This is a genomic window from Francisella halioticida (genome assembly GCF_002211785.1).
Lineage (GTDB): Bacteria > Pseudomonadota > Gammaproteobacteria > Francisellales > Francisellaceae > Francisella > Francisella halioticida.
In genome coordinates this window covers 1517795-1534565 of record NZ_CP022132.1, presented here as the reverse complement: position 1 = coordinate 1534565, position 16771 = coordinate 1517795, and the positions used below count along the sequence as shown (strand labels likewise).

Genomic DNA, 16771 nt, shown 5'->3' with positions numbered 1-16771 from the left:
TTATAGAATTGTTGCGAACCTTACAAGTATGATAGAATAATAAGATAAATTGTTATGTATCATATTATTATAATGAGTGGTGATTGAACGAAATGATATTACGTATGAAAATAGTTCAAAAATTAAGAAAAAAGCCTACATATATATTAGAGTTATTTTTGCTATTAGGATTATTTTTATATTTCTTAATAATAAATATCTATCAACCTTTATTTGCGGATGATTTTGTGAGAGCTAATATTGATGCATTTTATGATCATACTGTATTGCTGAATTTATATCACGATTATATACATTGGACTGGACGTATAACAGCTCAGCTACCTGTGTACATTTTTCTAAATAAAAGTATGCATTTTATGATTTACTTATTTGATTGTATCAATGCTTTTGTAATATGTTCTTTTATATTTATTTTTTTTAAAACTATTACAAAAGATAAAGAGTCTATAATATCAAAAAGTTTCTTAGTATATTTTACTTTTTTGATTACTTTTTCGTTTTGGTCAGCAGCTCTAGGCAATATCTTATGGAAAACACTTGCCATGCAATATTTTTGGGGTGCTTGTATAGGCATTTATTTTTATTATAAAAGTTTTGTAAAAGATAAAGAGGGTAAACTACTAGCTATTTTTACAGGTGTTTTTATTGGTTTATATAATGAAGTATATTTTGCAATTTGTTTTGTGATTTGTATATGTTATCTATTTGATTGTATTAAAAATAAGAAAAAGATAAATAATAATGTTTACTTCTTTGTCGTACCTTTAATATTGGCCGGGATAGTTTTATTATCAGCTCCTGGTAGTTATATTAGGCTGCATAATGTTGAAAGTAGTGATGTGGGCGTACAGACAAATATAATTCTTATGCTAGTATTTAATGCTCTTAAAGTATTTGTTCAGCAGATATTTTTAACGATAGTATTTATTTTAAGCTTAATACTTATGTATATAGATACTAAAAGAAACAATTCTAATGTAAATTGGTGGAAAATATTTTATTTGGTACTTATTTATTTGACTGTTGTACCAGCATCAATATCTTTCGCTCAGAGAGTTTGTTTGCCGTATTACATAGTTTATGGATATATAATATTCTCTATTTTATTAAATAGAGAGAGTAAATTTTTAATCTCCATGATGAAAAATATTAATAAGTTGTTTTTTATTTTAATATTACATCTTGTACTTTTAGGGGGGGGGTATTTTTATCTTCATCTTCAAATAATACAAAGACATAAGCTAATAGAAAAATATCATAGTAATAATATTGAAAATGCAAGGTTTAAAAAAATAAAACCTTTACCTAATAGTTCTATAATTGCCTATCGAGATATATCAAGAGATCCTTATGATTGGACAAATACTACTTATGCTAGATACTATAAATTTAATACTGTACAACTAGACTAAATGTAGAGTTAATTTACAATTTATAAAAAATAGCAAGTTTCAAAGATTTTATTTATGATAACTTAGATATACTTTATTGATATTATCTAAGCTTAAAATTCTCGCAGAAAAATTTATTGTTACTAATTTGTGAATATAAATTTTATAATGTCCCCAGAAAAAGCTACTGATTTTAGAAAGATTTTTATTCCTAGATGTTAAACTTAACTAGATAAATTAGGAAATAGATAAATGAGTAAAAAAAGAGTAACGTATACAGCTGATTTTAAAGCTAAAGTAATTATAGAATTGCTAGAAGGCGATATGACAGTTAATGAGATAGCAAGTAAGTATGATTTACTTCCTAAAAACGTGCATAATTGGAAGCAGCAATTTTTATCTAATGCTTGCTTAGCATTTTATAAAAGCTCTATTGTTAAGGAGTATAAGCAGGAAATAGATGAGCTTAGAAAAGATAAAGATGCAACAAGTAAAAAACTAGTCGAGGTAATAGTAGAGAGGGATTTTTTAATGGGAAAGCTAAAAAGCTTGGTATCATCAAATGATAGAGTAAACTCTGTAGATACTAAGCTAGAATTATCTTTAAATAATCAGCTTAAACTATTATCTGTATCTAAGAGTGTGTACTATTATACACCAATATCAAAATTTAGTAGTAATGATGATATTAGACTATTAAATGCAATAGATTTGATACATACTAAACATCCATATTATGGTACGAGAAGGCTAGTAAAGTTGCTAAATAGATTAGGATTTCTAGTTGGAAGGAAGCTAATCAAAAGTGCTATGTAATTCATGGGTATTAAGGCATTGTATCCTAAAAAAAAGACAACTGTCATTAATAAGCAAGACAAGAAATATCCATACTTACTTAATGTATTTAAAAATGAGACGAATCAGGTTGTTATAGATAAAGCTAATAAGGTATGGAGTGCTGATATCACGTATATTAGACTAGAATGTGGGTATGCATATTTAGTAGCCATAATAGATTGGCATAGCAAGAAAATACTAGCTTGGAAGATTTCTAATACTATGGATACACATCTAACAACTAGTGTGTTAAAAGAAGCGTTATTTAAATATGGTAAACCTGATATCTTTAACTCTGATCAAGGAACTCAATATACAGCAAAAGAGCATATTAAAATATTATCTGATAATAAAATAAATAAATCTATGGATGCTAAAGGAAGATCTATAGATAATATTGCAATTGAGAGATTTTGGAGAACACTGAAATATGAAAATGTTTATCCGGCATCATATATAACTATGAAAGAGGCTAAAGTAGGTATCAAAGAATATATTGATATTTACAACAATGAAAGACTACATTCTAGTATTGGATATATGACTCCTGATGAAGTATATTCTGGTATTTTAGATGCTGCATAAAAGCAAGGAATAAAAATATTTTATAAAGTGGTATTGAATAACAGGGACAGTTTATTTCTTTTTGTTATACTAACTTTAATAAAATTTTAATTTTAAAAGCAGATATATGTTTGCATATCAAAAAGTAGCTATTATTGGTAAGCACTATAAGCAAGATGTTAGTCAAACAGTTGAAATACTTTGTAACTATCTTACAGAAAAAGGATTACAAATAATAGTTGAGACAGGAACAGCTAAAGATATTAGTTTGAATAATATTGCGACTGCTAGCTTGAAAGAGATAGCTCTTGAATGTGATGTTGCAATAGTAGTTGGTGGAGATGGCAACTTTTTGAAGGCATCTAGAGTATTAGCTTTATATAGTAATATACCTGTTATGGGTATCAATAAGGGTAAGCTAGGATTTTTGACAACTATAGCGCCAGATGATAGAACTTTAAAAGATGATTTGTTAGATATTTTACAAGGAGAGGTTTCTGTTTCTAGTGTAAGTATGCTAATGTGTCAGATTGATGATAATTTACGGGCTCCTTTAGAAGCATCTATAGCACTTAATGAAATAGCAATAACTTCAAGTAGAGGTTTAATGTTTGGTTTAAAAGTGTATATCGATGGCAGATATGCTTTTGATCAACGTGGAGATGGACTTATTGTATCGACACCAACAGGCTCTACAGCTCATGCAATGGCAGCTGGAGGTCCGATTCTTAATCCTAATCAAAACAGTATAGTTTTAGTACCGATATGCTCACATTCATTAAATAGTAGGCCTTTGGTGATTTCAGATGAGAGTGTTATTGATATCTATATAACAGAATATAATGATCCTGAGCCCGTTTTAAGTATAGATGGTAGACATGATACTATCTTAAGATCTCATCAAAAAGTGACAATTAAAAAAGCCGAGAAGAAAGTCACAGTTTTACACACAAAAGATTATAATTATTATGATACTTTAAGGGAGAAACTAGGATGGAGTAAAGTTCTATTTTAGAAGTTCTGTAGCAGTTTTACTTATTGTCAAGCCAGTGTTGTCTGGATCGTTAATCATATTAGGAATTAGAAACGTATCTACTATCCACCAAATAAACATAGCTAATAAGGGAAGAATTAGAATAGAAAGAAACCATGAAACTATTGAGCAAATAAGCATAATAATTGCACTTTTTGTTTTACCTAAATAAAAACGATGACCTCCAAAATACCCTAAAAAAAACCATAATAGATAAGCTACTCCTATGTCTTTACTACTTTTTTGTTGGCTTAAAATATATTTCTGTGTAGCACAACCGCACTTTATACAAACAATTGCATTTTCATTGATTTGACTTCCACAGTTAGAGCAAAACATTCTATATCCTTTAAACTAATTGATAAGTTAAAATTAATTTTAATGAGTAAAGATTAAAAAGTAAATAAAGCGGCTATTCTAGAAAAGTTCAATCAAAATAATTATTATAAAAACTGTTATAAACAAGGCTGATACTAATTCTAATCTTTTGATATTTCTAAAAAAAACTTGTCTAAGTTTGTTGTTACCAAAGAAAGTAGCAACTATACAAAACCAAATAAGTGTTGTAAGAGCTATACATATCCAAATACCAACTTTACCAACACTAGATAAGCTATCAACTAGATTTAACATCGAACTAAAGAAAACTAGCACCTTGGCATTAGCTAGATTAGTAAAAGCACCATTTAAAAAAAGTTTAAAACTTGATGGAGTATCAAAGTTGTTTAAGTTTTTTATATGTTCACTAGCATTTGGATTTAACTGTTGTTGCTTTGTGAAAATATTTTTATATAAATTAAAAGCTAGATACGATAAGTAAATTGTTCCAATTAAAATTAGACCTTTAAATAATATTGGTTCTTTATAGAGTAGAAATGACCCAAACCAGTAGACAACAAACGTATTTATAAATATTCCAGATGCTACTCCAGATGCTGTATAAATACCTTGCTTTTGACCAAATTTGATTGAGTTATTAATAGTTATAAAGAAATCAGGTCCTGGAAGTACAAGGCAGCTAATTTGCAAAGCAAGAATTGTTAAAAATATTAACACTGATATACTCTTATTTTTATTTTAGTTGATATAGAATAGTATTAATAAAATTGTAAATCTAGAAAAATGTGTGACAAATCTAAAGAAAATTTACGCCAAGTAAAGAGTTATGTACAAAGATCTGGTAGGGTAACAAAGAAACAACAGCAAGCTCTTGAAAACTATGCTGAAAAATATATGATCGATTATGATCAAAATAGACAGATAAATTTTTCAGAAGTATTTGCCAATACTAATCCAGTAATTCTAGAGATTGGTTTTGGAATGGGTGGATCATTAATTCAGATGGCTTTAGAAAATTCAGAAAAAAATTATCTAGGAATAGAGGTACATAAAGCTGGTGTTGGAAATATTTTGTATGAAATAAAAGATCAAAATATAGCAAATCTCCGAATAATGAGTCATGATGCCGTTGAGATTTTAGAAAATATGATCGTTGATCAATCTTTATATGGTGTACAGGTTTATTTTCCTGATCCATGGCATAAGAAAAAACATAATAAACGTAGATTAGTTAATCAATCAAATATAGATCTCTTTGCTAAAAAGCTTAAAATTGGTGGAATATTTCATTATGCTAGTGATTGGCTGCCTTATGCTAAAGATGTTTTGAAACTTCTTGAGAATAATGATAAATATCAGAATATGTATTTGGGGTTTGCACCAAGACCAGAGTGGCGACCTTTAACAAAGTTTGAGAAGAGAGGCCAAAACCTAGACCATCAAATATCAGATATACTTTTTAAAAAAGTTTAAGGATTAATAGTGAAAATAGCTAGATATAAAAAAGGTTTTATGAAAGCTAGTGAATATAGTAGCAAACTACATTTTGATAATATATTTTGTCCAGATTGTGGTAAGGCTAAGTTAAAGCTAGTCCGTAAAGCAAATCAAGACCCTTATTTTGAGTTTATCAAAGGTGAAGACGAGCACGACCAGTTATGCCCCAAATCTAGTAAACCAATAGCTAATGATAAGATAAAAGAACTTGTTTTAAGTGATTCAAAAAAAGATATGAGTAAACTTAATTTTTTAGTTAATAAAAATCTTGAGAGATGTATAAACCTTCTTACAAAAATTGAAAATGATGGAATGCTTAAAAAAGAAGATGAATTAAACTTGATGCCGTTTAAAAAGCAGCAGTTAGTTGAGAATCGAACTAGAGAGTATTCAAAGCAGGATATTTATAGTATAAATGGATTAGAGCTAGCTGATATAAACGTACAGAGTATCAATAATAAATATTGTATTATATATGGAGTTGCAGGAATTACAGCATCAGAGATAGGTGAGAGTAAAAAGCTTCTTTTTAAAGTTGATCAAGATTCAAGGTTTTCAATATTTATAGTGCCAAATCAAATTAAGTATTTAGATTTTGATAAAAGTAAAAGAGCTAAGTTTGCAGTTTTTGGAAGAGTCAAAAAAACAGATAAATTTTTAAATATTGAAATACGTTCAACGAGAGACTTAGTTATAAAGGATTAGTTTATGAATATAAATATTCGTTATGAGCAATTAAAAGATCAAGAGTTAGTTTATGAACTTATTGCCTCATCATTTGAGACAGATGATGAAGAAAAATTGGTTAGATTATTACATACTGATCATCAAAGTCTGATTTCTCTAGTTGCTGAAGTAGATAATGCAATTGTTGGTCAAATAATTCTTTCTAAAATGGTGGTAAAAAATAATAATCTAAATATATATGGTTTAGCACCAATGAGTGTATCTCCTAAATATCAAGATCAAGGAATAGGAACCAAGCTTGTTGAAGCTGTAATAAAAGAAGCTAAGAAAAATAATATTGATGCTATATTTGTTTTAGGGCATCCAAGTTACTATCCTAGGTTTGGTTTTAAACCAACAGTTCAATATGAAATAAAATGTCAATATGATGTTCCTAGTGATGTATTTATGGTTTTGGATTTAACCCAAAAATTAGAGTTTTTAAAGAATCAAACAGTTTATTATGCTAAAGAATTTGGAGAAGTTTTTTGATAATGGAGTTATATACATAAAATATCTGAAAAAGTAAGATTTTTTTTATGTTTTTATGTTTTTATGTTTTTATGTTTTTATGTTTTTATGTTTTTATTGATTGTTCTAACACGCTAAATTTTGTTAATAACTAGTTATTAACACATTATACTAACTCAAAAACACCTTAGTATAAACTTCACATTTCTAATACCAATCAACAGTTTAAATATAATTTATTAGCACATTTAAAAGGTAATTTACATCTACGAATTTGAGCTAATGGGCTGGTAAAGTAAAATTATCTCCGTATATTTGAAAATAAGTAACTATTTTGAAGAAAGTTTACAATATTTTGTTTAAGATTTAGCAATAACAGTAGTCCAGAGCTTACAGATGAGGAGATTGTTACACTATATGTTTGCGATATATTGGAAAGTTAAAAGTATCTATACTCATACAAAGAAGTATTGGAATGGCTTATTTCCATCATTAGCAGGGCACGCTGCTTTCAATAAAAGAATAAATAAATTAGAAAGTGTCTTTGTTACATTAATTGAGCCTTATCAAAAAAAATGCCTTCAAATATTTATGATGTAAAAAACTTTAGGTTAATTGATTCAATGCCTATTATATTTCTAAGGAGCTCCTGAGCTAAAGCTAACTAGATAAAAACTCCAAGAACAACTATAACCTAGATATTAGTAATAGCCGCAATAGCTAGAAAGAGCCTAATAATATTTCGGGTAAATGGTATAATTGCATTAAAGTGCTTGTGTTATTGAGGCTTGGGCTTAATGCTAAATATTGAAGATTTGCTATTTTTTATTGAAGTTGTTGATGCTGGTACTTTTTATTTAGCTGCAAGGAGACTTAAAGTATCGATTGGTACAGTAAGTAATAGGCTTACGAGATTAGAGAATAGTTTAAAAGTTAAACTCGTAAAAGTATCAACACGTGGTTTAGCAATAACAGATGAAGGTGTTTTTTTATATGAAAAAACAGTTTTATAATACCCCATGAAATTGTAACAACAATTTTGAGAATTTAGTTCCTAAAGTAGCTAAACTATAAATGAGCAATTTAGGATAAATGTAAATGAGTAATAAGAGAAAAATATATACCGTTGAATTTAAGACTAAAGTTGTCTTGGAAGTATTGGGGAAAGATCAAACAATCACACAGTTATCAGTAAAATATAATATTACGCCCAAAAACATAAATAATTGAAAAACAGCCTTTTTAGAAAATGCTGAGTTGGCAATGGATCCATCCAAATCAGTATCACAATATAAAAAAGACAATGCAAAGCTTCAAACCAAGATAGATCAGTATTCTAAGAAGGTTGGACAACTAACAATTGAGAAGGAATTTCTTGAGGGAAAGCTCGTAAGCTTGGGATTATCTGATAGAAAAGCGATGATTGATCCTAAGCATAAATTATCTGTTGTAAAACAAAGTTTCTTATTAGAAGTTTCTAGAGCTGGTTTATATTACAAGCCTGTGGTTAACGAACATAAAGAAGAAGTAAAAGCAAAGCTTATACAGATACATGAGGAGATTCCCTGCTACGGCTATATAAAAGCTCATAAGCAATTAATAGAAGATGGGTTTAGCATCTGTGAGAACACAGTACAAAAGTATCGTAAAGAGTTAGGCATCAAAGCTATATTGGCGGTGAAAAAACCAAACTTAAACTTATCTAAACCTAACAAAGAGCATGCTATTTATAGTTACAAACTAAAAGGTTTAAGCATATTGAGACCTAATCAAGTTTGGTCTACAGATATTACATATATTAAGACTGATGCTGGCACAGTTTATATGGCAGCTATTATTGATTGGTACTCTAAGGCTGTACTAAGTTGGGAGATATCCAACACTATGGATAGTAGTTTAGTTATGAAAGTTTTAAATGAAGCTCTGTATAAATATGGAGTACCAGAAATATTTAACACTGATCAAGGTAGCCAGTACACATCTAACATTCATATCCAAACATTATTGGATAAAAAAATTACTATATCTATGGATGGTAAAGGTAGAGCAATTGATAACATTTGCATCGAAAGATTTTGGAGAAGTGCTAAATGTGAGAGATTTTATTTAAATCAATATCCTGGCATTGTTGAACTAAGAAACGATGTGGATGATTATATCGATTTTTATAATAATAGAAGATTTCATGAGTCTATCAATTATAAAAAACCTATGAAATTTTATTACGATAACTTATTGGAAAAACGGGCGGCTTAGATGGGAACTAAATAATTGAAAATATTGTTTAATTTATTGGGGTAGTATATTTCTATTAAAAATTAGATTGACTGTATGATTCAGGAGGTAAGAGAAAAGAATAAAAATACAAAAGGAAAAATAAGAATATCTACTCCTATAGGATTTCATAATCTTATATTAGCTTCTATCATGAGTGATTTTTTGAAACTGTATCCAAATATTGAAATATACATATATAGTAGCGCCGCATATGATCAATTACCAGAGTTGGAAAAATATGACCTTGCTTTTAGAGCGGGTGATCCTAGTAGATATCCTTTGACAAAAGTTTTTAGAAAAGTACTTAAATATAAATTCGTAGTATGTGTATCACCTCAATACATCAAAGAAAAGGGAATGCCAAAAAGTTTAAAAGATTTGAAGAAACATAATTGTTTGGGAAATGTCAATTTTAGCAAAACTAAAAAAGCATGGAATTTTATTGATGAAAATAGTCCCATATCAATTGAAGTTAAAAGTAATATTAATGTTGATTTAGGAGATTTAGCAATAAAATTGTCTTTAGGTAATACAGGTATACTTTATATTCCAGATTTCCTTGTAATCAAATATATTAATAATGGAGATTTAGTACAATTATTAAGTCAGTATGATACACCAGAAGAGCATATTTGCTGGTATCATAGCTACAATAATAAAAATATTCCATATAGAATAAAACTATTATCTGATTTCATTTTCAAAAACATAACAGAAGTTAACAGGTAGTAACGTTTCTAAAATACTGAAAAGAGCTTCTAATTATTAGATATTCAACCTCTGGCTTAAATACATTAGTATAGTGTTAATTCTAAAAAAGCTTTAAAAACAAATGATTAAAATTACAGCATTATTAAGTTCTCTCTTTTTACTAGTAAATTTTGCCTTCTCAACTATATTAGTAGGGACTACAGGCGATTATGCTCCTTTTTCAATTTATCAAAATAAGGAGTTTTCTGGTAAGGATATAGATCTTATAAAAGAATTTGCAAAAACACAAAAACAAAATATTGAATTTGTTAAAACGACCTGGGCAAGCTCTAGTAAAGATCTAGCTAAAGGTAAATTTGATGTATTTGTTGGAAGTGTAACAAAAACGCCTCAAAGAGAAAAACTTTTTATATTTTCAAAAAACCTAAATTCTTTTAGCAAAGCAGCTATGACTCAATGTGAAAATCTAAATAAATATAGAATTCTCGAGGATATAGATAATAGTAAATCACTGATAGTTGCAAACCATGGAGGAACTAATGAAACATTTACCTTACAGAAAGTGAAAAAGGCAAATATTTTGATTGTGCCAAGCAATATCGTAGCAATAAGATCTTTATTAAGTGGTGTAAATGGTATATACCCAAATATTATGTTTACTGATTCAACAGAAATTGCATATCAGCATGAAATAAACCCTAAACTATGCCTAATACCAATAAAAATTGATGATAATATTTCTCATATGGTTTTTCTGTTCAACAAAACAGAAAAAGGGAGACTTTTGGTAAAACAATTCAATCAATGGCTTAGCAATAATCCTAAAATACTTGAAAAATATAATAGCTATTAGAAACTATAACGATTAATGACTTTTCAATAATATAATAAATAGTTGTATGTTTTGTTTTTTTGGAGAGTATTATTAAGTGTCAAGTCTAATCAATTTCCCACATGAAGAAAATGGAATGGTTCCAACACAAAATAAGACAGGATCTATGTTTATAGATATCGTATGTGTTTCTAAAGACTTTATAAAGGACGCTAAAGAATCAATTTATCCTATTTTAGATTTAGGATGTGCATATGGTATAGTGACTTTAAAGTGTTTGGATAAAAATGTAAAGTCTATAATTGCCTTTGATATGGAAGAAACATTTAGATTTTTTGCTACAGAAAACAGCTTCTTATGGAAATAAACCGCTATTAATAAAAGGTATATTTCCTTATGATTTTAATTTTTATAAAGAAACATTATATGGAGTGCATTGCTCTAATATGTTTCACTTTTTATCGGGACAAGAAACTTATGAAGTACTAAAAAAAATACATGAATCTTTAATGCCGGGAGGTAAATTATATATCAATACTTGTTCTATTTACTTTCACTCATTTAAACATTTGTTTTCATATTTTGTAAAGAAATTCAGAGATGGAAGTGATTGGCCTGGAGAAATTAATAATGCACATTTACAGTCTTTAGCTTCACCAGATAGACTACCAAATTTTATACATGTACACAATAAGGTAAGCATGATTAAGATCTTAAAAAGAATAGGTTTTAAAATAAATAAATCTTTTTACTGTGATTTAAAGCCAAAAGCATATGCATCAGAGAATAAAGGTGTTTTAGCTATTATTGCAGAGAAATAATTATGCTTCCATTTGGATCATGTAATGTGAGCAATGATCATACCCTCCCATTTGGGACACTTAGGTGTTAAGAAAAGGAGACAAGATGAGATATACAAAAGAGTTTAAAGATGAAGCTGTTAAATTATGTTTACAACCAGATGCAAATAGACGAGAAATAGCAGATAACTTAGGGGTTAAATATAAAACCATTTGCAGTTGGATATCCAAAGCCATGTCAAACTCTCAGAAAGAAATAAAGATAGATTATAAAACGCAGTACCAGCAACTATCTTTTGAAAATACTGATTTGAAGAAAAAACTCAAACAGGCAGAAACAGAGCGTGAAATACTAAAAAAGGCAGCAGCGTACTTTGCAAAGCAAAATCTGTAAGGTACGCCTTTATTAAGGAGCATTATAAAGTTATGCCAGTAACAACACTATGTAAATCTTTGAATGTGAGCACATCTTCATATTACAGATGGATTCATAAACCTATAGGTAAAAGGCAATATAATGATGCTGAACTAGATGATGCTATTTTAATGAACATAAATCTAGATATGGAAGTGTTAGGATATACAAAGAGCTTAAAGATATGGGTTGGAAAGTTACTCAAAAACGTATGAAATTACTTGGTTTACATGCTAAAGCGGCTCGTAAGCATAAGAAAACTACAGATTCTAACCACAACAAACATGTTTATGATAATTTATTAGAACAAAACTTCACTGCTTTATCTGTAAATCATAGGTGGGTTACAGATATAACTTATGTACCTACACAAGAGGGGTGGCTGTATCTTTGTGTGATTATAGATTTATTCTCAAGATCAGTTATTGGTTGGGCAATGGATTCTAAGATGAAAGCGGATTTAGTTTGTAATGCTTTAAATATGGCATTCTTTAGAAGAAATTTTCCTAGTGGTGTGATTATACACTCTGATAAAGGGTCACAGTACTGTAGCAAACAATATCAAGACATTATTAAAGAACCTGGCTACTATCAAGTATGAGCTCTAAAGGATGCTGTTACGATAATGCTGCTTGTGAAAGTTTCTTTGGAATTTTAAAAGTAGAGTTAGTACATGATGAAAGCTATAAAACTAGAGAAGAAGCTAAACTATCAATATTTGAATATATTGAAGCTTACTATAATACAAAAAGGAGACATTCTACAATAAATTATATGACTCCATATCAATTTGAATATATAATGGAAAATGAAGTAGTAAACTGTCCCAAATTGACGGGGTAGATCACAATTTTCAGTGAGTTGAAAAATTCTTATAAAACAAGGCTTTTAGGCTGGTAAATTTTTCATGCTTTCGTAGTAGATTTTAGGTTTATATTTAAATTTTAAATTTCACTGTTCTTATTTGCTAATATACAAGGCCTTTAAGTATCAGCTTTTCAGGATGAAAGCTTATAAGTAAAAGAGTATAGTTATAAAATAACTTACTGAGAATTGCTGAATATTTATACTCCTGTAAAAAAAGCTAAGGGAGAAAAGTATTTAGATACTGCTGATAAACCATATTCAACGACTGTATCTAGTATTCACAAGCCTATTGAAGCTTTAAATAATTGGATAGAAGAAGAAACAGGAATAGAAATTGCTAGTAAGGTACGTTCAACTAAAGGGTTAATAGTGCATGTATTTGGTAGACTGGCTGCTTCTTTTAGGATTCTTACCAGAAAGCTAGTGGGGTTTAACTGTTGATTAGTATTCTAAGTATTTTATATATGGATTTAAGAAGAAAATATAATAAAGCTAAGGACGAGGGTTTAGACTTTTAAATTGATTTTAGTAATTGTTTAGCATCTACTTTGCCAACTAGTTTTTTTTCTTCACTACCTTTTTGATTAAAAACAATTATGCTAGGTGGACCAAAAAGCTTAAATTCTTTTAATAACTGACTACTATATTGTCCTACTTTTGTTACATCTGCTTGAATTAAGTTGTAGTTTTTAAGCTGAGCAATCACTTTAGGATCTGAAAAAGTCATATGCTTCATATATTGGCAATCCAGACACCAATTTGCATAATAATCTATAAGAACGGGCTTACCCTGATCTTTGGCTTGTTGTAAGGCTTTATGTAATTGTTTCACATTGGTAACATGCTGAAAATCTAATTGAGACTGCTTTGATTGAACAGCGGCTGTTAAAGGCTTAATAATGCTTGTATTGCCCATTAAAAATCCAATTAGTAATGTACTACCATATATTAAAAAGACATAAGCAAAAAACTGTCTAGCTTTAGCCCATTTAGTCTTGATACTAAAACCAAAGGCGCACATATAAATTGCTAAGCTTAAAATCAGAAAACTAGTCAATAATAAGGTAAATTGTGCTGGAATAATTTTTGATAACATATAAATAGCGAGCCCAAGTAGCATAAATCCAGATATATGTTTAACCATATGCATCCAGTTACCGGCTTTAGGTAAAATTGAGCCACTAGTAGTACCTACAATTAAAATGGGTACGCCCATACCTAGTCCCATAGCAAATAAAATAGTTCCGCCATAGAGTGCATTACCCGAATAACTAATATATGCTAATACAGCGACCAAAGGTGCTGTTACACAGCTTGAAACAATCAATGTTGATAATACACCCATGATAAATACACCAATATAAGTACCATTTTTTTGCTTGCTACTTAAGCTATTAGCTAAGTTTAATATAGGTGAAGGCATTTTTAGCTCAAAAGCACCAAACATAGCTACAGCCATAATTATAAATAATAAAGCCATAGCCGTAATTGCCCAGGGTGTTTGTAGGATATTTTGAACACCTCCGCCAAAAATCCCTGCTAACACACCAACTATTGCATAACTTATTGACATTCCTAAAACATAAAATAATGAAATGCTAAATGCTTTTGTTGTTGTTAATTGTTTTTGACCGGTAACGATACTTGATATAATTGGTAATAATGGCAAAACACAAGGGGTAAATGTTAATAAAAGCCCTAAACCAAAAAATATAAAAAATGCCCAAATAATATTTGTATGATCTAAAAACTTTGTATAGTCACTAGCTCTATCGAAGTTAGGATGTGTAACATCTAATTTATATTTTAGAGCTTTAGGTAGAGTTCCATGATAAGTTTTGCCTTGATAAGTTTTACCTATAGCAGACAAATCAATATTAAATTGCTGTTGAATAGGTACAAAGCAAATACCATTTTCAGAGCAACCTTGATATGCAACAATCAATGGTAGTACATTGTCATTCATATTATTTTTAATTTTTAATATAATGCTTACATAGTTTTTATAGATCTTTACCATCCCATAAAAAGGATCATTTTTAATTTGATATGTTTTTGGAAAAATGATTTTTTGGATATTAGCTTTTTGAGGTAGTAGGCTATAAAAACTAAAGTTTTTTAGATACAAATAGTTACCAGGTGTAATCTGCCACGTTGCTATTAAAGTATTTTTATCAAGAGTTTTAATTTGTAACTGAAAGTTTTGATCGACATTATAATGATTTAGCATGTTAGTATTAGCTAAACTCATTGAGCCTAGGACAATATTATTAGCTATTTTATTTTCCTGAGTAACTGTAGCATTGACAGAACTAGATAATAAAATACCCATACCAAATAATATGAAAATATGAAATTTGACTATAAAATCATATAATAACTTTGTTTTTTGTAACATATAATTACCTTTTTGTTTTTTCTATATCATAAAATTAACAATCATTATCATAATAAATTAAATGATTGCATGCTGTTATTTAGAATTGATAACAAAACAGGCTCTTGGTGGTCTATAAATACGTTCAATTAACATAAAACTTAAATATGAAATCCTCTTAATAAATAAAATACTAATAAAATGATTAAGCTTTAAGGCTAGTTTAAATTGTACTAATAATGCAGCAAAGCTATTACTATTGAAATTTATTGTAGATGATGAAGATAGAGTGTTAGTGGTACTACAGCTACTACTAATAGTTATTCGATTTAGGGTATAATATATATTACTTGTAGGAAAAATTGTAGAGATTATATTAAAGGAAAATATCAACAAAAGTAAGTTTGCTAAATTTGATACTTTACTTATTTCTTTCATATTTAATTTGTATCTGCTTTCTTTTTTATGCTGATAAGTTTAAAACTTTTATATTATTTTAATAGCAAAAGGTAGCTATCGGTAAAATATATCTCATTATTTGTATTATACAGATAATAAGTGAAAAATATTAGATTGTAATGAACAAAAAATAGAGCTTTTTAAAGATCAGATAGTTTTCTACGCTAAATAATTTGGAGGAGTAATGTATTTAGCTATGTTTGATTTTGATGGAACTATTTTTAAGTATATATTATTGACTACTAAATTAGATTTTTCTAATATAAGTGTATCGAAAGTTTTAAAAAGACAAATTTGAGTATGGATTTAATGCAAATGAAAGATAATGCTAGCAAAGCATCATCGCTATTAAAGGCTATTTCGCATGAATCTAGACTACTAATATTATGTCTGCTTTTAAGAAAAGAAATGACTGTTGGGGAGCTTGCGGAATACTCAGATCTTAGCCAGTCTGCTTTTTCTCAGCATTTATCTGTATTGAGAAGTAAAGGTCTGGTTAAAACTAGAAAAGAGTCGCAAAACGTTTTTTATAGTGTTAAAGATCCTGCTGTTAAAAAGATACTAGAAGCTTTATATAGTATATATTGTGATTAAAAAATTTATACATAATATTAGAATTAACTAAATTAGAAAAATCTAAAGGAGAGGTGAAGTGCATCAAGTAAAAAATATTTCAGTTAAAGAATTTCTTGATTTGAAAAACAAAGAAAAAGTTAAGCTGATTGATATCAGAACTATAGGTGAACATAATAGAGAATGTATTGGTTGTGCTGAAAATATCACAGTTGATGATATTTATGATGCAGATATTCAACCCGATGAAATCGTAGTGCTTCATTGTCAATCTGGAAATAGAACTAATCAAGCAGCTACAAAAGTTAAAGATTTAAATGCAAAAGCAGTTTATTTGTTAGAAGGTGGTATTAATGCTTGGAAACAACATAGACAACCAACACAAAAAAATGTCAAAGAACCATTGCCGATTATGCGTCAAGTACAAATTATAGTAGGTTTTATGGTCATTTTAGGAGTAGTGCTTTCGTTTACAGTATCACAATATTTTGCAATTCTAAGTGGTTTTTTTGGAGCAGGACTTTTATTTGCAGGACTATCAGGAACTTGCGGGTTAGCAATAATGCTAGAATTTTTACCATATAACAAAAGAAAATAAT

At 28.8% G+C, this 16771-nt stretch carries 24 protein-coding genes; 21 read left to right on the top strand and 3 right to left on the bottom strand.

The annotated features are described in order from the left end of the window. The first annotated feature begins 104 nt into the window (after nucleotides 1–104). From CDV26_RS08255 to CDV26_RS08245, 4 genes are all read left to right on the top strand, one after another. The gene (locus CDV26_RS08255; protein ID WP_088772869.1) at nucleotides 105–1415 is read left to right on the top strand and encodes a DUF6056 family protein; all 1311 of its coding nucleotides are present in this window, start codon (nucleotides 105–107) and stop codon (nucleotides 1413–1415) included. A 231-nt stretch (nucleotides 1416–1646) separates the two neighbouring features. Continuing rightward, complete coding sequence (locus CDV26_RS12215; RefSeq protein ID WP_157671533.1) at nucleotides 1647–2210, top strand: transposase; 564 nt, start codon at nucleotides 1647–1649, stop codon at nucleotides 2208–2210. 3 nt (nucleotides 2211–2213) lie between these two features. Continuing rightward, nucleotides 2214–2816 (top strand): IS3 family transposase, encoded by a 603-nt coding sequence (locus CDV26_RS12210; RefSeq protein ID WP_157671526.1) that lies wholly within the window; start codon nucleotides 2214–2216, stop codon nucleotides 2814–2816. A 106-nt stretch (nucleotides 2817–2922) separates the two neighbouring features. Continuing rightward, nucleotides 2923–3810 (top strand): NAD(+)/NADH kinase, encoded by an 888-nt coding sequence (locus CDV26_RS08245; RefSeq protein WP_088772868.1) that lies wholly within the window; start codon nucleotides 2923–2925, stop codon nucleotides 3808–3810. Here the strand turns inward: CDV26_RS08245 and CDV26_RS08240 are convergent. Next, nucleotides 3802–4167 (bottom strand): zinc-ribbon domain and TM2 domain-containing protein, encoded by a 366-nt coding sequence (locus tag CDV26_RS08240; protein WP_088772867.1) that lies wholly within the window; start codon nucleotides 4165–4167, stop codon nucleotides 3802–3804. The two genes, CDV26_RS08245 and CDV26_RS08240, sit on opposite strands and share 9 nt — an antisense overlap. Before the next feature lie 78 nt (nucleotides 4168–4245). Then, nucleotides 4246–4884: a LysE family translocator gene (locus CDV26_RS08235; protein ID WP_088772866.1), complete on the bottom strand. Its 639-nt coding sequence runs from the start codon at nucleotides 4882–4884 to the stop codon at nucleotides 4246–4248. 66 nt (nucleotides 4885–4950) lie between these two features. Here CDV26_RS08235 and trmB point away from each other — a divergent pair, with 66 nt between their 5' ends. The 15 genes from trmB (at nucleotide 4951) to CDV26_RS08160 (ending at nucleotide 13204) form a co-directional block, all read left to right on the top strand. After that, nucleotides 4951–5640 carry a tRNA (guanosine(46)-N7)-methyltransferase TrmB gene (trmB, locus tag CDV26_RS08230; RefSeq protein WP_088772865.1) on the top strand — a complete coding sequence of 230 codons (690 nt, stop codon included), beginning with the start codon at nucleotides 4951–4953 and terminating at the stop codon, nucleotides 5638–5640. A gap of 9 nt (nucleotides 5641–5649) precedes the next feature. Continuing rightward, entirely contained in the window at nucleotides 5650–6369 is a 720-nt protein-coding gene (locus CDV26_RS08225) for a hypothetical protein (protein ID WP_088772864.1), read from the top strand. Nucleotides 6370–6372: 3 nt separating this feature from the next. After that, entirely contained in the window at nucleotides 6373–6882 is a 510-nt protein-coding gene (locus CDV26_RS08220) for a GNAT family N-acetyltransferase (RefSeq protein WP_088772863.1), read from the top strand. A 776-nt stretch (nucleotides 6883–7658) separates the two neighbouring features. Next, nucleotides 7659–7874: a helix-turn-helix domain-containing protein gene (locus tag CDV26_RS08210; RefSeq protein ID WP_088772861.1), complete on the top strand. Its 216-nt coding sequence runs from the start codon at nucleotides 7659–7661 to the stop codon at nucleotides 7872–7874. Nucleotides 7875–7959: 85 nt separating this feature from the next. Continuing rightward, the gene (locus CDV26_RS13640; RefSeq protein WP_169709695.1) at nucleotides 7960–8091 is read left to right on the top strand and encodes a transposase; all 132 of its coding nucleotides are present in this window, start codon (nucleotides 7960–7962) and stop codon (nucleotides 8089–8091) included. Between the two features lie 33 nt (nucleotides 8092–8124). After that, nucleotides 8125–9117 (top strand): IS3 family transposase, encoded by a 993-nt coding sequence (locus tag CDV26_RS08205; protein ID WP_088772860.1) that lies wholly within the window; start codon nucleotides 8125–8127, stop codon nucleotides 9115–9117. A gap of 75 nt (nucleotides 9118–9192) precedes the next feature. After that, nucleotides 9193–9867: a substrate binding domain-containing protein gene (locus CDV26_RS08200; protein ID WP_088772859.1), complete on the top strand. Its 675-nt coding sequence runs from the start codon at nucleotides 9193–9195 to the stop codon at nucleotides 9865–9867. Between the two features lie 103 nt (nucleotides 9868–9970). Continuing rightward, the gene (locus CDV26_RS08195) at nucleotides 9971–10702 is read left to right on the top strand and encodes a transporter substrate-binding domain-containing protein (protein WP_088772858.1); all 732 of its coding nucleotides are present in this window, start codon (nucleotides 9971–9973) and stop codon (nucleotides 10700–10702) included. A 76-nt stretch (nucleotides 10703–10778) separates the two neighbouring features. Continuing rightward, nucleotides 10779–11048 (top strand): hypothetical protein, encoded by a 270-nt coding sequence (locus tag CDV26_RS08190; protein WP_157671553.1) that lies wholly within the window; start codon nucleotides 10779–10781, stop codon nucleotides 11046–11048. After that, nucleotides 11017–11502: a hypothetical protein gene (locus CDV26_RS08185; RefSeq protein WP_088772856.1), complete on the top strand. Its 486-nt coding sequence runs from the start codon at nucleotides 11017–11019 to the stop codon at nucleotides 11500–11502. Before CDV26_RS08190 ends, CDV26_RS08185 begins: the two co-directional genes overlap by 32 nt. A 64-nt stretch (nucleotides 11503–11566) precedes the next feature. Then, entirely contained in the window at nucleotides 11567–11875 is a 309-nt protein-coding gene (locus tag CDV26_RS08180; protein ID WP_157671255.1) for a transposase, read from the top strand. A gap of 32 nt (nucleotides 11876–11907) precedes the next feature. Then, nucleotides 11908–12111: a hypothetical protein gene (locus tag CDV26_RS08175; protein ID WP_088772855.1), complete on the top strand. Its 204-nt coding sequence runs from the start codon at nucleotides 11908–11910 to the stop codon at nucleotides 12109–12111. Next, complete coding sequence (locus tag CDV26_RS08170; protein WP_088772854.1) at nucleotides 12081–12497, top strand: IS3 family transposase; 417 nt, start codon at nucleotides 12081–12083, stop codon at nucleotides 12495–12497. The genes CDV26_RS08175 and CDV26_RS08170 overlap by 31 nt, the downstream gene beginning before the upstream one ends. Beyond that, the gene (locus tag CDV26_RS08165) at nucleotides 12494–12739 is read left to right on the top strand and encodes an IS3 family transposase (protein ID WP_088772853.1); all 246 of its coding nucleotides are present in this window, start codon (nucleotides 12494–12496) and stop codon (nucleotides 12737–12739) included. The genes CDV26_RS08170 and CDV26_RS08165 overlap by 4 nt, the downstream gene beginning before the upstream one ends. A 210-nt stretch (nucleotides 12740–12949) precedes the next feature. Beyond that, entirely contained in the window at nucleotides 12950–13204 is a 255-nt protein-coding gene (locus CDV26_RS08160; RefSeq protein WP_088772852.1) for a transposase, read from the top strand. Between the two features lie 73 nt (nucleotides 13205–13277). On the opposite strand, the gene dsbD is transcribed toward CDV26_RS08160, so the two are convergent. Then, nucleotides 13278–15161 (bottom strand): protein-disulfide reductase DsbD, encoded by a 1884-nt coding sequence (gene dsbD, locus CDV26_RS08155; protein ID WP_088772851.1) that lies wholly within the window; start codon nucleotides 15159–15161, stop codon nucleotides 13278–13280. A 738-nt stretch (nucleotides 15162–15899) separates the two neighbouring features. On the opposite strand from dsbD, the gene CDV26_RS08145 reads away from it, so the two are divergent. Together CDV26_RS08145 and CDV26_RS08140 are read left to right on the top strand one after the other, a co-directional pair. Continuing rightward, nucleotides 15900–16193, top strand: coding sequence for an ArsR/SmtB family transcription factor (locus CDV26_RS08145; protein WP_088772849.1), 294 nt, complete (start codon nucleotides 15900–15902; stop codon nucleotides 16191–16193). Between the two features lie 58 nt (nucleotides 16194–16251). Then, nucleotides 16252–16770: a rhodanese-like domain-containing protein gene (locus tag CDV26_RS08140; RefSeq protein WP_088772848.1), complete on the top strand. Its 519-nt coding sequence runs from the start codon at nucleotides 16252–16254 to the stop codon at nucleotides 16768–16770. Nucleotide 16771 lies beyond the last annotated feature (1 nt).

Bases quoted from the DNA above. Each gene is read 5' to 3' on its own strand.
- CDV26_RS08200 (WP_088772859.1), top strand. From the start codon at position 9,193: ATGATTCAGGAGGTAAGAGAAAAGAATAAAAATACAAAAGGAAAAATA.
- CDV26_RS08240 (WP_088772867.1), bottom strand. From the start codon at position 4,167: ATGTTTTGCTCTAACTGTGGAAGTCAAATCAATGAAAATGCAATTGTT.
- CDV26_RS08170 (WP_088772854.1), top strand. From the start codon at position 12,081: ATGGGTTGGAAAGTTACTCAAAAACGTATGAAATTACTTGGTTTACAT.
- CDV26_RS08245 (WP_088772868.1), top strand. From the start codon at position 2,923: ATGTTTGCATATCAAAAAGTAGCTATTATTGGTAAGCACTATAAGCAA.
- CDV26_RS08195 (WP_088772858.1), top strand. From the start codon at position 9,971: ATGATTAAAATTACAGCATTATTAAGTTCTCTCTTTTTACTAGTAAAT.
- CDV26_RS12215 (WP_157671533.1), top strand. From the start codon at position 1,647: ATGAGTAAAAAAAGAGTAACGTATACAGCTGATTTTAAAGCTAAAGTA.
- dsbD (WP_088772851.1), bottom strand. From the start codon at position 15,161: ATGTTACAAAAAACAAAGTTATTATATGATTTTATAGTCAAATTTCAT.
- CDV26_RS13640 (WP_169709695.1), top strand. From the start codon at position 7,960: ATGAGTAATAAGAGAAAAATATATACCGTTGAATTTAAGACTAAAGTT.
- trmB (WP_088772865.1), top strand. From the start codon at position 4,951: ATGTGTGACAAATCTAAAGAAAATTTACGCCAAGTAAAGAGTTATGTA.
- CDV26_RS08220 (WP_088772863.1), top strand. From the start codon at position 6,373: ATGAATATAAATATTCGTTATGAGCAATTAAAAGATCAAGAGTTAGTT.
- CDV26_RS12210 (WP_157671526.1), top strand. From the start codon at position 2,214: ATGGGTATTAAGGCATTGTATCCTAAAAAAAAGACAACTGTCATTAAT.
- CDV26_RS08145 (WP_088772849.1), top strand. From the start codon at position 15,900: ATGGATTTAATGCAAATGAAAGATAATGCTAGCAAAGCATCATCGCTA.
- CDV26_RS08175 (WP_088772855.1), top strand. From the start codon at position 11,908: ATGCCAGTAACAACACTATGTAAATCTTTGAATGTGAGCACATCTTCA.
- CDV26_RS08255 (WP_088772869.1), top strand. From the start codon at position 105: ATGAAAATAGTTCAAAAATTAAGAAAAAAGCCTACATATATATTAGAG.
- CDV26_RS08205 (WP_088772860.1), top strand. From the start codon at position 8,125: ATGGATCCATCCAAATCAGTATCACAATATAAAAAAGACAATGCAAAG.
- CDV26_RS08210 (WP_088772861.1), top strand. From the start codon at position 7,659: ATGCTAAATATTGAAGATTTGCTATTTTTTATTGAAGTTGTTGATGCT.
- CDV26_RS08165 (WP_088772853.1), top strand. From the start codon at position 12,494: ATGAGCTCTAAAGGATGCTGTTACGATAATGCTGCTTGTGAAAGTTTC.